The sequence below is a fragment of the Nocardioides sp. NPDC101246 genome, assembly GCF_044767415.1.
Lineage (GTDB): Bacteria > Actinomycetota > Actinomycetes > Propionibacteriales > Nocardioidaceae > Nocardioides.
The window spans coordinates 23,025-37,613 of the sequence record NZ_JBIWNX010000006.1 but is presented as its reverse complement, the minus strand read 5'-3'; the positions used below and the strand labels follow the sequence as shown (position 1 = coordinate 37,613).

Genomic DNA, 14,589 nt, shown 5'->3' with positions numbered 1-14,589 from the left:
CCGTCCTGGAGTCAGAGCGTCTTCTGGGCCGAGGTGGGCGTGGCCGAGGTCGGCAGGGTGTGCATGTGGGCCGCGGCCGCGGCGCCCGAGTCGGCGATGGTGCCCCGGGCGACGCGGTGACGTCCCATGGCCACGGCCATCGCGACGCCGGCGAGGCTGAACACCGCCATCACCCAGGACGCGGCGGAGAGGCCGGAGGACAGGGCATCGGCAGTGGACCGGCCCTCGGCGGTCTGGCTGGCGATGACGTTGCCGTAGATCGTCGCCGCGAGGGCCGTGGCCACGGCTGCGCCGACGTACCGTGCCATGTTGGAGACACCCGAGGCCGCCCCGACCTGGGCTGCCGAGACGCATGCCGTCGAGGCCGACGTCGCAGGCCCGTTGGACAGGCCCATCCCGATCGCCGCCGCGACGAGCGGCAGCACGAATGCGCCGTACCTCCACGAGCCCTCGACGAAGCCGATCCACCCGAAGCCGATCGCCGTGATCGCGAACCCGGCTCCGACCACGATGCGACCGCCGAACCGCGCCGCGACCCGTGGCACCAGGGGAGCGACCGCGACGAGGCCGGCGGTGGCAGGAAGTGTGGCCAGGCCGGCCTGCAGCGAGCTGAGCCCGAGCGTGCTCGGGTCCTGGAAGTAGAGGCTGACCAGATACATCAGCGCGTTGATGGTGCCGGCGCCGATGAGGATGGCGATCGTGGACGCGACCAGGATCCGGTTGCGAAGCAGGGCCAGGTCGAGCATGGGGACGGCGACCCGCTTCTCCACCGCGACGAAGGCGATTCCCGACACCACGGACACGGCCAGGCACCCGAGCGTGGCCAACGACGCCCACCCCCAGTCGCTGCCTTCGCTGAGCGCCAGGATGATCGGGGTGAGCGTGCCTGCGACCAGCAGGCTGCCACCGACGTCGATCGAACGCGGCCGGTCCTCGTCGCGGGACTCGGTCACCAGACGAGCGGTCATCGCCATGCACACCGCCGCGACGCCGGCGTCGAGCCAGAACAGTCCTTGCCAGCTCGTCAGCTCGACCAGAACACCACCGAGCAAGGGCCCGGCGGCAGCACCCACGCCTGCCGCCGCGCCCCAGAGCGAGACCGCTCGCAGCTTTCCTTCTTCGGGTGTGCCGACGGTGAGCAGGCTGAGGCCACAGGCCAGGATCGTCGCGCCGGATGCGCCCTGGATGCACCGCCCGGCGATGACGGCCGCACCCGAGTTCGAGAGGGCGATCAGTACGCACGACGCGATGAACAGCAGCAGACCGAGCTGGAAGATGCGCTTCCTGCCGAACACGTCGCCCAGCGAGCCGGAGGTCACGATGGTCGCGGCACCGACCAGCGAGTATCCCGTGACGGCCCACTGCAAGGTGGTGACGTCCATGCCGGTGTCTGCGCTGATCGCGGGGAGCAGGATGCTCACCGCAGACGTGTTGGCGTTGACCACCAGCGTCGAGAGACAGGTGACGAGAAGGACACCACCTGCTCGGCTTGCCACCTCGGTGCTGCTCATCGGAACCCCTCACCTTCGTCAGGACGACCGCGGGACGCCATGCGTCAACCACAGGCACCACGGTGACTGCCTCGGTGGGCCGTGTCCTCCCCCCGTAGGGATGATCCCGACGTTCGCCCGCCCGGAGCGGCGAGGGCGGTCCCCTGAAGCGGGCGCGGCTGCGGTGCATCGTCGGGCCGGTCGCGGGTTACCGGGCGAGTCATGAGTGGAGAGCAGCTTCAGCCGGAGGACACCCTCGACGACCGTGGCGTCGACGACGTCCTGGACGAAGGCTATTCGCCGCCCGAGCGGCCGCGGGGTGTGACCGCGAAGGGTGTGACGCCTCGAGAGGAGATCGAGGGAGAGACCATCGACGAACGGCGCGCCCAGGAGGAGCCGGAGGTCTGGGAGGACGCCGAGGCCGAGGCCGACGCCGACATCCTGGACGGGCCGGTGACCGGGGAAGTGGGTGAGGCCCGTTCCGGTCGGCTCACCAGCCTCGACGAAGGCGTACGCGAGGACGACGAGGGCAAGCTCATCGGGCATGACGAAGGCATCGACGGTGCCGGCGCCTCGGCGGAGGAAGCGGCCGTGCACATCGTCGAGGAGCTCCCGGACTGAGACTGAGCCTGCGCCGTCGGGGGTACCGGTGAACAGGGCTCGATTCCTACCAGTGCAGAGGAGAACTGCCGTGTCCGAAGATGTGACCGACCTGATCATGCAGGACCACCGCGAGGTGGAGACTCTGTTCGAGAAGCTCGAGCGCGAACCCGACGTACGAGCTGGGCTGACCCCGATCTTGGTGACGCTCCTGGCCGCGCACAGCCGTGCCGAGGAGGCCGAGGTCTACCCGGCCGCCCGGGACGAGGCTGGTGAGGCCGACGACGTCGCGCACAGTCAGGAGGAGCACCTGCTGGCAGACCGCCTCCTCACCCAGCTCTCCGAGTGCGACCCCCACTCGACGGCGTACGGCGACAAGCTGGCGGAGGTGGTCGAGGCGGTCTCCCACCACGTCGAGGAAGAGGAGAGCAGCGTGCTGCCGGGCATTCGCGACCGTCTCGACGACGCTCGCCGTGCCGAGCTGGGCAGGGCGTTCCTGAAGTCACGGCAGGAGCACCTCGGTGACATGCCCCAGGACATCACCCGCGACGAGCTCCGCCGCCAGGCCGCCAACGCGGACATCCCGGTCGGCGACAAGGACAAGGAGGCCCTTCGGCGTACGCTCGACCAGCACGCCGACAGCTGACGCGCGGCCGCGGAGGCTGTCAGGTCCCTGCCATGATGAGGCAGGTCGCGACGGCATGGCCGATGACGCGGCCGGTCTTGTCGGTGATCTCGGCCTCGGCGGTCGCGGTCCGGCGTCCGATGCTCACGACGCGGCCCTCGCAGGTGAGCGTGCCGCTGTCGAGCGTGGCCGCGCGGGTGAACTTGATGGTCAGGTCGAGCGATGTGTAGCCGGTGCCCGCCTCTAGCTTGGTGTGAACGGCGCAGCCGAGAGCCGAGTCGGCGAGGGTCGCCAGGATGCCGCCGTGCACGGTGCCGATGGGGTTGTAGTGCCATTCCTCGGGCGTGAGCTCGAAGACGGCCCGGCCGTCGCTGACCTCGACCAGAGCCATGCCGAGGGTCGCGTTGATGGGTGGCGGCGGGAGCTCGCTGTCTCCCAGCTGCTTGAAGAAGTCGAGCCCGTCGAGCTCCCGGGCGGTGGTGGCGAAGAGCTGGGGGTCGGCCCTTGAGTAGGTGCGTTCGCGCACTGCTCGGGGGTGCTCGGAGGTGGTGTTCTGACGTACGGCGTCAGGCATGGTGGCCTTCCTTCTCGTTCAAGCGACGGTGTGCGAACTGGGCGGCTGTCGGGCCGGAGGCGCTCAGCGGGGAGCGACCATCAGAGGCTGCGCGACCTTGGCGAACGTGCCGTGCTCGTCGGCCATGTCGCCCTGGGCCAGGCCGATTCCGTTCGGGCCGATGGTGCTGCGGGCGTCGAGCAGCATCCACTCGCTCGTGGGCGGTCGCTCGATGGTGACCGTCACGGTCGGCGGGATGAAGTACCACGAGCTCATCGGCAGGGAGCCCGACAGCCCGTTGGTGGAGTCGGCCAGGGTGAGGAGGCGCTGCACCGGGGAGGCCTGCTCGCCGGCGACCAGCGGGACACGCAGGCGCGCCCACACCGCCGCCGGGCCGGGTTCGTAACCCCCACTGACGAACCGCCAGTCGATCGCGCGGCCATAGCCCCAGTCCGGGCTGACGCCCTCGAAGAAGCGCTCGGACGAGGCCGGCGGGATGGCGGGGACCTTCTCCTCAGGACGCCAGTGCTCGCGGGTCGACCCCGGCGTGGCCCGGATCAGCCAGGCGCTCGCCTTGACGGCGAGCCGGTCGCCGGCCCACAGCGAGGCCTCGACGAGCTCGACGCGGCGGCCTGGCCGGACGACGTTCGCCTCGACGCGCATGGTTCCCTGAGGAATTCCGCCGAGCATGTCGGCCGTGAACCGGGCGATGGACAGGGCCGGGTCGGAGCGTACGGACTCGACCGCCCGGGCGAGCAGGGCAGCGGGAGGGCCGCCATGCTGCAACGATTGGTCCCAGGGACTGGCCGTCGCCGGGGTCGACTCGAACGTCCCGTCCTCGTCGGTCGGCAGGTAGAAGGCGTCGAAATCGAGGGTCGCCAGCGTCTCCTGTACGTCGTTCAGCGGGTCAGCTGGGGGTAGAGCGCCTCGATCGGCTGGGCGAGGCCAGCCTTGACGTCGGCGCTCACCTGGTCGGCGAGGATCTCGTACGCGTCGGCCTCGAGGCCGTCGTACGCGCTGCGGACCACGTCGGCCGGGTCGTTCTTCGGATCGGTGATGTCGACCGTCATCGGGGTGTCGGTGTATCCCAGGTGCAGCGAGGCGACGTGGATGCCGTCGCCCGCCAGCGCGAGACGCTGGGTGTTGGTCGCCGACCACAGCGCGGCCTTGGTGGCGCTGTAGCCGTCGCCGATGCCGTACCAGCTCAGGACCGAGAGCACGTTGAGCACGGCCCCGCCGTGGGCACGTAGCGAGGGCAGGAACGTCGTCGTAACGTCGAGCGCTCCCCAGAAGTTGGTCTCGAAGAGGTCGCGAGCGGCGCCCAGGTCGCCCATCACGCTGGCTCCGTTGGAGCTGCCGGCGTTGTTGATGACGACGGTGACGTCGCCGGCCGCGGCGGCCGCCTCCGCGACCGAGTCGTGGTCGGTCACGTCGAGCCTCAGCGGCACGATCCGCGGGTCGCTCCACTCCCGGGGCCTGCGGGCCGCGGCGTACACCTTGGTGGCACCGCGCTCCAGTGCCTGGCTGACGAAGTGTGTGCCGAGGCCGCCGTTCGCTCCGGTCACCAGGACGACCGCGTTCGCGAGAGTGGGCATGTGGTTCTCCTGTTCGAGGGCGCGGGCGCCGGTTCGTGCGAGTTGGTTTTTCCAACGTACTCGGGTTGGTTTGGTTTTCCAACTCGATTAGGATCGAACCATGACGACGCAGGTACGTGAGTGCTCGGTGGCGCGGACGCTCGAGCTCGTCGGCTCCAAGTGGACCCTGCTCGTCGTTCGTGAGCTGTTCCTCGGGAGTCGCCGGTTCGAGGAGATCGCTCGGTTCACCGGAGGCCCGCGCGACATCCTCACCGACCGCCTACGCAGGCTCGAGGCCCACGGCCTGGTGACGCGGGTCCAGTACGAACAGCGCCCGCCGAGGTTCGAGTACCACCTGACCGACCTCGGCCGGTCGCTCGCGCCGATCATCGCGACGATGCGCGAGTTCGGCGACCGTCACCTGGCGGGCGACGACGGCCCGCCGGCCACGTTCGTTCACTCCTGTGGCGCGGAGTACCACCCCGTGCTGGCCTGCAGGGCCTGCGGCGAGGTCGTACGCAGCGGCGAGGTCGAGATCGCAGACTCCGCGATCTGATCGGCCCGAGGGCGAGCGTCGGGTCGTCACAGAACGTCATGTGACACTTGTCACTCGTCATATGTCTTACTACTCTGTTCCGGGCACGCATGTTAGCGCTCACAAAGGAGCAGGCATGAACACTCGGAGTGATGTGAAAGTCGGGCGTAGGCGGCTCGCCCTTGCTGCCGGCGTCGCGAGCGTTGTCGCGGCGTCAGTGGCCGCAGGGTCGGGTGCGGCGGCAGTGGATACGGCAGTAGGTACGGCCGACAGCGTTACGGCCGCCGCCTCTGCGGACCAGAGCGACCGGGGCGGTGGCGCGCTCGAGCGCCCGTTCGCCATGCCCGGTTATACCGAGCGGGACGACAACGGCGCACTGTATGTCGGTGAAGGGGAGAGCAGGTTCGCCCTGCGGGTGAACCTGCTGACGTCGGGCAACCGGCTGATCCGGGAGAACCAGGGTCTGCTGGCGCACGTCGCGGACGTCGGTCCCGTGACCACCGACGGCTCTTATTACGAGGTGCGGATCAGCAGCGATGACCGGACGATCACACCGGAACGGATCGGCGCGCTGCGCGAGATTCTCGCCAACCCCGATGCCTGGTCGCCGGACCAGGTGCAGGAGGCCGGGGACCTGCTGCCCGGCCTGGAGGCGAAGTACGAGCAGGTCCGGCGCGACGAGCAGACGATCGTTATCAGGTTCGCGCGCATGGCACCCGACACCCTGGTGGGCTCGGTCACCGCGCTCGAGGACGACACGACCGTGTTCCTCGAGACGGCGCCCCCGTGGGGCGAGCCGAGCAGCTACCACGTCACCGGCGACGGCATCCGCGCCTCGAGCCCGGGCCTCGACGACCCCGACCTGACCGGGCACTTCGCACTGACACCCACGCAGCGTCCCGATGGCGGTGGGGCGTACGCCTCGATGGACGACCTGGTCGCCGCGATGGAGGGCGAGCCGGCAGAGCCGGGCGAGGCCGCCGCGGCGCTGCGGTACTCGCTCGACGCGGACGAGACGATCACCTTCACGACGTCGGTCTCAGGTGCCTCGCGGACAACAGCCGCCGCACCCCGTGACGAGATCCTCGCGGCGCTCGACCGCGCCGAGGCCCGCGCCGACCACGGCACGCTCAGCGGCAGCGGGCCTGCCGGCCGCTCCGCGACGGCGATGCGTAGCGCCATCGCGCTCAACGCCAACTACGACGAGACGCACCGCAACAGGTTCCTGGTGTGGGGCTGGGGGCGCGGTGGTGCGGAGAACGACAACATCTTCACCGGCTGGGATTCCGCGTGGGACGCGATCATCGCGCTCACCGTCGACCCCGAGCTGGCCCGGCAGCACGAGAAGGACATCTTCGACGCCGGCGGCCCGCGCTACGACCAGCTCCACTCCGGACCGATGCACGCCTACGCCGTCAAGCGGATCTACGCAGCGACCGGTGACCGAGAGATCGTGGAGCAGGCCTACCCCGAGTTGGCCGACTTCATCGCCAGGCTGCCCGAGTGGGACGTCGACGGCGACGGCCTTCTGGAGGCCCCGTACGACCCGGACCCGAGCAAGGTCGGCAACCACCTGGGCCTGGACGACCTGCCGCTCTACGCGGCCGCCCACCGGGTGCCGAAGGACGGCGGCAGCGGCGACGAGCGGGACAACACCGACCTCACCGACGTGGCGTTGACCTCGTATTACGCCCTCATGGCGCAGTCGATGGCCGAACTGGCCGACGCCCTGGGCCGCCACGACGACGCGCGCCGCTACCAGGCCTTGTTCGACAAGGTGAAGAAGGCCGCCAACAAGACCCTGTGGAACCAGGAACAGGGCATGTACCTCGACCGGCACCTCGACGGCCGCTGGGGCCAGGTCATCACGCCGACGATCTTCTACCCGCTCTTCGGGGGACTGGCGACCGACGGGCGGGCGGAGCGGACCGTGCGGGAGAATCTGCTCGACCCCGAGAAGTTCTGGGGCGAGTACGCCGTGCCGAGCATCAGCCGGAGCGCACCGGAGTATTGCGCGAACGGCCTGGACCGACCGAACGCCTCGACCGGCTATCGCTACTACATCGGCTGGGGCCAGGAGAACTCCTGCGAGCAGTGGCGTGGAGCCGTGTGGCCGCCCATGAACGCCACGGTCTATGACGGTCTCAAGCGGTACGGCCTCGACGAAGCGGCTGGTGAGCTCGCCCAGAAGAGCACCACGATGTGGCTGGACAGCTGGGACGAGGACAGCTGGTTCCCCGAGTACTTCGACCCGGAGCCGGGCCAGGCCATCAGCTCGGCCGCCGTGGACAGCGCCTGGCGCTACTACACCTGGTCGAGCGTGATGCCGTTGATGGCGGTGCACGAGCTGGTTGCCGAGGACGCGTGGAGCCGGCCCGGGGCGGTCACATTCGGATCGCACGCCCTGGAGGGCCGCAACACGGTCGACGACGTGCGGGTGGGCGGGCATTCGTACGCCGCGACGGTGAGCCCGGCGCGTACCGAGCTGCGACAGGACGGCCGCAAGGTCTTCCAGGCCGTCGGCGGGCGGGTCGTGGTGCGCGACTTCGTGCCCTCCGCGCGGCGCGCCTGCTTCGAGGTGAACGCCGACGCTTCGACAAGTCTGCAGGTGTTCGGGGGCGGCGGCGCCCCGCGCAGAACGACCGTGGGCGCGGGCCGTACCGAGGTGTGCCTCTAGCCGGGTCTCGCCGCGATCGATCCACGACCAGCCCATCCCCGAAAGCACTCAGATGCAAGGAGCAACCACGATGCGAGTCACCCATGCCCCGGAGCCCACCGGGCCACGAGAACGAAGGCAGAACCGACAACGCCGACTCCCGATGGCGTCGGTCATGGCCGCGGCGCTCCTGGCCGGGACCGCCCTGGTCGGTGGGACCGCGGCGGCCGCCCCGGTCGCCGCCACGGCGAGCTCGGCCGAGCCCGTCACCATCACCGTCGACGGCGCAAGCGCGGGACGTACCTATGACGGCGTCGGGGCGACCTCCGGCGGCGGGGCGACATCCCGGCTTCTGCTCGACTACCCGCGCGAGGAGCGTGCCGAGATCCTCGACTACCTCTTCAAGCCCGGCTACGGCGCCTCGCTGGAGATGCTCAAGGTCGAGATCGGCGGCGACACCAACACGACCGACGGCTCGGAGTCGAGCCATGAGCACAGACGGGGTGAGGTCAGCTGTCACGCCGGCTACTCGTGGTGGCTCATGCGCGAGGCGGTCAAGCGCAACCCGAAGATCAAGCTGGGCGGCCTCGCCTGGGGTGCCCCGGGCTGGCTCGGCGACGGCGAGTACTACTCGCAGGACACGATCGACTACTTCATCGACTGGCTCGACTGCGCCCGTGAGCACGACCTGACCATCGACAACGTCGGCGTACGCAACGAGCGCGAGTACGAGGTCCAGTGGATCAAGGACTACCGCGCCGCCCTGGACGAGGCCGGCTATGCGGACGTGCGGATCATCGCCTCCGACGAGGCGGCGCGCAAGGGCGAGTGGCCGATCGCCGTCGACATGACCGACGACCCCGAGCTCTTCGACGCGGTCGGCCTTCTCGGCAACCACTACTCGCGCGGTCCCAGCTCGGCGACCGCCCAGGCGTTGGGCAAGCCGCTGTGGATCTCCGAGGGTGGACCCTGGTCGGCCGAGTGGGGCGCGGGTGGATCGTCCGCCTCGATCCCGTCGCTGATCAACCACGCCTACATCGACGGTCGCATCACCGGGGTCAACTTCTGGAACCTGATCACGTCCTACTACGACGGTCTGAGCATCTCCGACGCCGGCCTGATGCGGGCGAACACCCCGTGGTCGGGCGCCTACCAGGTGCAGTCGGCGATCTGGGCGGTCGCGCAGACGACGAGGTTCGCCGAACCCGGCTGGCAGTACCTCGACACCTCCTCGGGCTATCTCGTCGCAGCCGACACGGCCCAGGGCAGCTTCGTCACGCGCAAGGCGCCGTCGAGCGGTGACTGGAGCACCGTGATCGAGACCATCGGTGCTGCCGCGCCCCGCACGGTCACGCTCTCGGTCGAGGGCGGACTGAAGGCGCGTGACCTGCACGTCTGGCGGTCGACGGCCGAGGACCGGTTGGTCCGCCAGCCCGACCTTCGCAGGAACCAGGACGGCACGTACGCCGTGACTGTGCCGGCGAACGCGGTCGTCACCGTCACGACCACGGCGGCCAAGGGCTTCGGCACCGCCGAGGGACCGCACGAGTCCGCCTTCCCGTTCCCGTACCGCAACGCCCTCGCTGACGGCGGAGCGAGCGGTCAGACGCCCTACTTCTCCCAGATGGAGGGCGCCTACGAGGAGCGGCGGTGCCAGGGCGGCCGCAAGGGAACGTGCCTGACCCAGGTCTCCCCGCAGCCCGCGATCTCCTGGGCCGCCTGGAAGCAGCCGGCCGGGATCCTCGGCGACCTGAACTGGTCCGACTACACCGCCTCGGTCGAGGCGTACGTGCCCGAAGGAGGTACGGCTCAGGTGCTCGGCCGCGTCTCGAACGACGCCATGGCGCCGGTGCCGAACGGCTACGGGCTGAGCCTGGACGCCGACGGGACCTGGTCACTGGGCCGTGGCGTACCTGGTGGGAAGTCGTGGTCTGAGCTGACCAGCGGCTCGACCGGTGCGACCGGCGCGGGCTGGCACGACCTCGAGCTGTCGTTCGCCGACGAGGTGATCACCGCGTCGATCGACGGCACCCGGGTCGGCGAGGTCACCGACGACACCTGGATCTCCGGCATGGTCGGGCTCTCGGGCGACTACTCCGCGGTGCAGTTCGCCGACCTCGCGGTCGACGCGCTGCGGCCGGTCCGGACGATCGACGTCAGCCGCCACCGCGGCTCCTTCGAGCTCGAGTTCGACGGGACCCAGGCCACGCTCGCAGGCCTGTCCGGTGCCCGTCCCGGGAGCGCGAAGGTCTCGATCGACGGGAACGAGCCCGTGGTGCTGAACTACGGCGGCAAACGTGAGGTCGAGTGGCGGAGCCCTGTGCTGGTGGACGGCGCGCACACCCTTCGCTTCGAGGTCCCCGCCGGTCCGCGAAGCGTGGGCGGCGGGGTCTCGGTCGACCGGGTCGAGGTGGTTCCCGGGAACGGCGGACCGAGCTCGGTGGACGACCAGAGCGAGGGCACCGGCCAGGGCCGCCTCGACTATCAGGGCGAGGGCTGGTCGAGCTGCCCCGGCTGCATCAACCGCACCGGCCTCTACCACTCCTCGGTGACCTCGACGACGGTCGCAGGCGACTCGGTCGACTTCAGGTTCACCGGCTCGTCCGTCGAGGTGTACGGGCTGCGAGCCTCCAACCAGGGCATCGCCACCGTGCTCGTCGACGGGGTCGAGGTCGGCACCGCCGACTTCTACGGCCGCACCCGCATCGGCAACCAGCTGATCTGGTCCAGCCCTGCCCTCGGAGCCGGTGAGCACACGCTGACCCTCGTGGCGACCGGCAAGGGCAACGATTCGGACTCGGGTCGGGGGATCGGCATCGACCGGATGCTCGTGCATCCCTAGGTGGGTGGGTCCGGCCTTGTGAAGGATTCACAAGGCCGGACCCGCTGTCATAGCGGAGTGACGGCGTCAGCTCAGCCGACCGGCGGCCCGGCGATGAGGGCGACGACGGTCAGGGCGGCGACGCTGGCGAGCCCGGTGGCCAGACCGCGGACCGGGTTGCGGAGGAGCCACGCGAGCGGACGCTCGAGCGGGCGGGTGGGGGAGTCGTCGATCAGCCGCCAGGAGGACGCGAGCAGGCCGCGGCGCTCCGCGTAGCGCTCGAACCAGAGGGTGAGGAGCGGCGGGATCGAGGAGGCGAGGCCGGCGACGAGGCGGCCGAAGGACCAGCGCTGATCGACCGCGATCGCGACGGTGGTCACGCAGTAGGTGATGAACACGATCCCGTGCAGCATCCCGAAGATGCTGACTCCCAGCTCGGTGGTCTCGGTGACGTACTTCAAGAACATGCCGATCAGCAGTCCGGTCCAGGTCACCGCCTCGGCGGTGGCGACGATCCGGAAGACACGAGACGGCGAGCGAAGAAGTGCGGACACGCGGGTAGTTTATTCGGCCCCTGGTCACGGCATGGATCGGGACCGCACGGCCGCCGTCCCGATCTACCGGCGGCGCGGTTCGCAGGCGCTTCGGCCCAGTGTCAGTAGGGTCGAAAGACCATTTCTTGACAGATGACCGGGTTTTTTGCTGATTGGGGTTACCAGAATCACGGATTTGATGAAAGGTAAAGTCACCGACGTTCGGTAGACGGCATAGTGGCTGCTTTTCGGCCACTTACATCGATGTGCATGGGGGAACCACGCCGTCTCGCGGATCGATGGGTTCGTCGGTCTCGAGGTCGCGAGTGTCGCGCGCGTGGGGAGCGACACTCGCGATCCTCGTTGCAACCGGCGGGTATCCCGGTCACCGCATGAACCGGAATCGAGGCGGGTACCTGACCCGACATGACTACTGAGACGCTGCACTACACGATTCCCGGGCTGGACGAGGGCGCTGCGCGCAAGACCATCGACCTGCTGCAGTCGCGCCTCCATGCCACGAACGACCTCCAGCTCACCCTCAAGCACGTGCACTGGAACGTGGTGGGACCCCACTTCATCGCGGTCCACCAGATGATCGACCCTCAGGTCGACGCGGTACGTGCGATGGCCGACGCCCTCGCCGAGCGCATCGCGACCCTGGGCGGTGCCCCGCGAGGCACCCCGGGCGCGCTGGTCGAGGAGCGGGAGTGGAACGACTACAGCATCGGCCGGGCCACCACCCAGGAGCACCTCGCCGCGCTCGATGTCACCTATCAGGGCGTGATCGGCTCCTACCGCGAGGCGATCAAGGCCCTCGATGACCTCGACCTGGTGACCCAGGACATCCTGATCGGACAGACCGAGCAGCTCGAGCTCTTCCACTGGTTCGTCCGCGCCCACCTGGAGGACCAGGGCGGTCAGCTGCAGACCAGCGGCGAGGCCACGGAGGCGGGTGCGGCGCGCGCCGCCCACGACTGAGGCGTTCGCATGCGGTGGTGGTGCACGGCATCGGCGCTGCTCCTCCCGATGGTCCTCACCGGATGCGGCTCGGGGCAGGACGAGGCGGTGCGCGACAGCGCCGCCGCCTTCCAGGACGCGGTCTCCGCACGGGACTGGGCGGGCGCGTGCGCCCTGCTCGCGCCGGAGACGCGATCCGAGCTGGAGTCCGCCGCCGAGCTGCCCTGCGACGGCGCGCTGGCCGAGGAGGACCTCCCGGCTCCGGGCACCCCTGACGGCGTCGACGTCTTCGGGACCATGGCCGAGGTGCGCTACCCGGGCGAGACCCTGTTCCTGACCCGGTTCCCCGACGGCTGGCGGCTCCACGCGGCCGGCTGCACGCCGCAGCACCCCAAGCCGTACGACTGTGCTGTGCACGGAGGCTGAGATGCGCATCATGTACGTCGCCTATCTGGCGGTCATCGGTATCGGACTGCTCTACACGTTCGTCCTCGCACTGAGGCATGGGTGAGGGGCAGCGATGCGCCGGTTTCTCAAGGAGAACTCGCTCAGCCTCGTGTTCGGGCTGCTCTTCCTGGCCGCCCTCGTCGGTCAGGCGTTCGCCGGCTGGCACCAGCTCAACGACGAGCTGTTCGCCGACGGTCTCCACCAGATCACGCTGGGTTCCTATCTCACCTCGGCCAACTTCGCCGTGGACGTGACGGAGAACTGGCAGAGCGAGTACCTCCAGTTCCTGCTCTACGTCGTGTTGACGGTCTGGCTGCTGCAACGTGGCTCCCCGGAGTCGAAGTCGTTGAAGGACGCGGGGCAGGAGTCCGATGAGCAGCAGAAGATCGGGCCGTACGCCCGTCCTGACTCGCCCAGGCTGGCCCGTGTCGGCGGTCTGCGGACCGCGCTCTACTCCCGCTCCCTCGGCATCGTCATGGGGTCCATCTTCCTGATGTCCTGGCTGGTCCAGTCGGTGGCAGGGTGGGCCACCTACAACGAGACCCGGCTGCAGCAGCTCCGCGACCCGATCACGTGGGGCGCCTATCTGACGAGCTCGGACTTCTGGGCCCGCACCCTGCAGAACTGGCAGTCGGAGTTCCTCGCGGTCGGCTCCATGGCCGTCCTCGCGATCTACCTCAGGCAGCGTGGATCGCCGGAGAGCAAGCCGGTAGGCGCGTCCCACGAGGCCACCGGGATCGAGGGCTGAGAACCGTACGCCTGACCCGGCGCCTCAGTCGTCCTGCGACAGCAGCCGCAGGACCGCGCGCTCGGCCGCGGCCTGGTGCGCCTGCGCGTCCGTGCCCACCCCGTCGCGTACCCGGATCGTGCGTCCCTGCTCGTGCAGCTCCAGCACCCGAGGGTCGACATAGGAGCTCCGGGCGATCGCCGGCGTGTTCCCGAGGTAGTCCGCGACCTCCTTGACCGCGGCGACCTGCTGCTTGCGGCGGGACCGGGCGGTCGGGGTCGCCCGGTCGGCGGCCCCCGGGTCCTCGGCCAGCGCGAGCGCCGCGAGAACGGTGGCGTGCCAGGTCCGGAAGTCCTTCGCCGAGACCTCCAGGCCGCTCACCTCGCGCATGTAGTCGTTGACCATGGCCGGTGTCAGCCGTTGCCACCGCTGTCCCTGCCGGTAGGCGAGGAGCTGCTCGAAACCGGCGCGCCGGCGCCGCAGTCGCGCGATCGCCTCCACCGAGAGCGGGTCGTCGACGCTGATCGTGTGGTGGACGCCGGACTTGCCGGTGAAGGTGAAGACGTAGGCGTCGCCCTGCTTGCGGACGTGGCGACGCTCCAGCGTCGTCAGGCCGAAGCTGCCGTTGTCGTCGGCGTAGGCGTCGCTGCCGATCCGGAAGCACCCCAGGTCCAGCAGGCGTACCGCAAGCGCTGAGGCACGGGCATCGCTCATCCCTGTGGTGGCAAGATCCCGCTCCGTCCGCTCGCGTACGCGGGGCAGGACCGCCCCGAGCTCCAGGACCCGCTCGAACTTCTGCTGGTCGCGCTTGGCCCGCCAGTCGGGGTGGTAGAGGTACTGGCGTCGGCCGGCCGCGTCGGTCCCCACGGCCTGGAGGTGTCCGTTCTCACGGGGGCAGATCCAGACGTCCTCCCATGCGGGAGGGATGGCCAGGGCGCGGATCCGCTCCGTGGCATCCTCCGGCAACCGGTCACCGGAGTCGTCGAGGTACACGAAGCCACGACCCGCGCGACGACGGGTCCACCCGGGCTCCTCCGTCGAGACCCGACGAAGCCGAACCACCGGGGC

14 protein-coding genes are annotated in these 14,589 nt (G+C 69.7%); 8 read left to right on the top strand and 6 right to left on the bottom strand.

The genetic code is table 11. The features are described from left to right. Window positions 1–11: 11 nt before the first annotated feature. Entirely contained in the window at window positions 12–1,511 is a 1,500-nt protein-coding gene (locus ACIRON_RS12330) for an MFS transporter (RefSeq protein WP_402992592.1), read from the bottom strand. A 201-nt stretch (window positions 1,512–1,712) separates the two neighbouring features. On the opposite strand from ACIRON_RS12330, the gene ACIRON_RS12325 reads away from it, so the two are divergent. Both ACIRON_RS12325 and ACIRON_RS12320 read left to right on the top strand, forming a co-directional pair. Then, the gene (locus tag ACIRON_RS12325) at window positions 1,713–2,111 is read left to right on the top strand and encodes a DUF5709 domain-containing protein (protein ID WP_402992591.1); all 399 of its coding nucleotides are present in this window, start codon (window positions 1,713–1,715) and stop codon (window positions 2,109–2,111) included. 70 nt (window positions 2,112–2,181) lie between these two features. Then, complete coding sequence (locus ACIRON_RS12320; RefSeq protein WP_402992590.1) at window positions 2,182–2,736, top strand: hemerythrin domain-containing protein; 555 nt, start codon at window positions 2,182–2,184, stop codon at window positions 2,734–2,736. A 19-nt stretch (window positions 2,737–2,755) separates the two neighbouring features. Here ACIRON_RS12320 and ACIRON_RS12315 read toward each other — a convergent pair whose 3' ends face one another. The 3 genes from ACIRON_RS12315 to ACIRON_RS12305 form a co-directional block, all read right to left on the bottom strand. Further along, window positions 2,756–3,289, bottom strand: a complete 534-nt coding sequence (locus ACIRON_RS12315) for a PaaI family thioesterase (RefSeq protein ID WP_402992589.1) — start codon at window positions 3,287–3,289, stop codon at window positions 2,756–2,758. 63 nt (window positions 3,290–3,352) lie between these two features. After that, on the bottom strand, window positions 3,353–4,120 hold the full coding sequence (locus tag ACIRON_RS12310; protein ID WP_402992917.1) for a thioesterase family protein: 768 nt from the start codon (window positions 4,118–4,120) through the stop codon (window positions 3,353–3,355). 47 nt (window positions 4,121–4,167) lie between these two features. Next, entirely contained in the window at window positions 4,168–4,863 is a 696-nt protein-coding gene (locus ACIRON_RS12305; protein ID WP_402992588.1) for an SDR family oxidoreductase, read from the bottom strand. 100 nt (window positions 4,864–4,963) lie between these two features. On the opposite strand from ACIRON_RS12305, the gene ACIRON_RS12300 reads away from it, so the two are divergent. The 3 genes from ACIRON_RS12300 (at window position 4,964) to ACIRON_RS12290 (ending at window position 10,875) form a co-directional block, all read left to right on the top strand. Then, window positions 4,964–5,398, top strand: a complete 435-nt coding sequence (locus tag ACIRON_RS12300; protein ID WP_402992587.1) for a winged helix-turn-helix transcriptional regulator — start codon at window positions 4,964–4,966, stop codon at window positions 5,396–5,398. A gap of 223 nt (window positions 5,399–5,621) precedes the next feature. Then, entirely contained in the window at window positions 5,622–8,054 is a 2,433-nt protein-coding gene (locus ACIRON_RS12295; protein ID WP_402992586.1) for an amylo-alpha-1,6-glucosidase, read from the top strand. Between the two features lie 154 nt (window positions 8,055–8,208). Further along, window positions 8,209–10,875, top strand: coding sequence for a hypothetical protein (locus ACIRON_RS12290; protein WP_402992585.1), 2,667 nt, complete (start codon window positions 8,209–8,211; stop codon window positions 10,873–10,875). Window positions 10,876–10,946: 71 nt separating this feature from the next. On the opposite strand, the gene ACIRON_RS12285 is transcribed toward ACIRON_RS12290, so the two are convergent. Then, window positions 10,947–11,408, bottom strand: a complete 462-nt coding sequence (locus ACIRON_RS12285; protein WP_402992584.1) for a DUF3817 domain-containing protein — start codon at window positions 11,406–11,408, stop codon at window positions 10,947–10,949. 405 nt (window positions 11,409–11,813) lie between these two features. On the opposite strand from ACIRON_RS12285, the gene ACIRON_RS12280 reads away from it, so the two are divergent. The 3 genes from ACIRON_RS12280 to ACIRON_RS12270 all read left to right on the top strand — a co-directional run bounded on the left by ACIRON_RS12280 (window position 11,814) and on the right by ACIRON_RS12270 (window position 13,542). Beyond that, window positions 11,814–12,368 carry a Dps family protein gene (locus tag ACIRON_RS12280; protein ID WP_402992583.1) on the top strand — a complete coding sequence of 185 codons (555 nt, stop codon included), beginning with the start codon at window positions 11,814–11,816 and terminating at the stop codon, window positions 12,366–12,368. A 9-nt stretch (window positions 12,369–12,377) separates the two neighbouring features. Further along, window positions 12,378–12,773 carry a hypothetical protein gene (locus tag ACIRON_RS12275; RefSeq protein WP_402992582.1) on the top strand — a complete coding sequence of 132 codons (396 nt, stop codon included), beginning with the start codon at window positions 12,378–12,380 and terminating at the stop codon, window positions 12,771–12,773. A 94-nt stretch (window positions 12,774–12,867) separates the two neighbouring features. Next, window positions 12,868–13,542, top strand: coding sequence for a DUF6766 family protein (locus ACIRON_RS12270; RefSeq protein WP_402992581.1), 675 nt, complete (start codon window positions 12,868–12,870; stop codon window positions 13,540–13,542). A 24-nt stretch (window positions 13,543–13,566) separates the two neighbouring features. Here the strand turns inward: ACIRON_RS12270 and ACIRON_RS12265 are convergent, their stop codons facing one another. Next, window positions 13,567–14,583 carry a DNA topoisomerase IB gene (locus ACIRON_RS12265; protein WP_402992580.1) on the bottom strand — a complete coding sequence of 339 codons (1,017 nt, stop codon included), beginning with the start codon at window positions 14,581–14,583 and terminating at the stop codon, window positions 13,567–13,569. Window positions 14,584–14,589 lie beyond the last annotated feature (6 nt).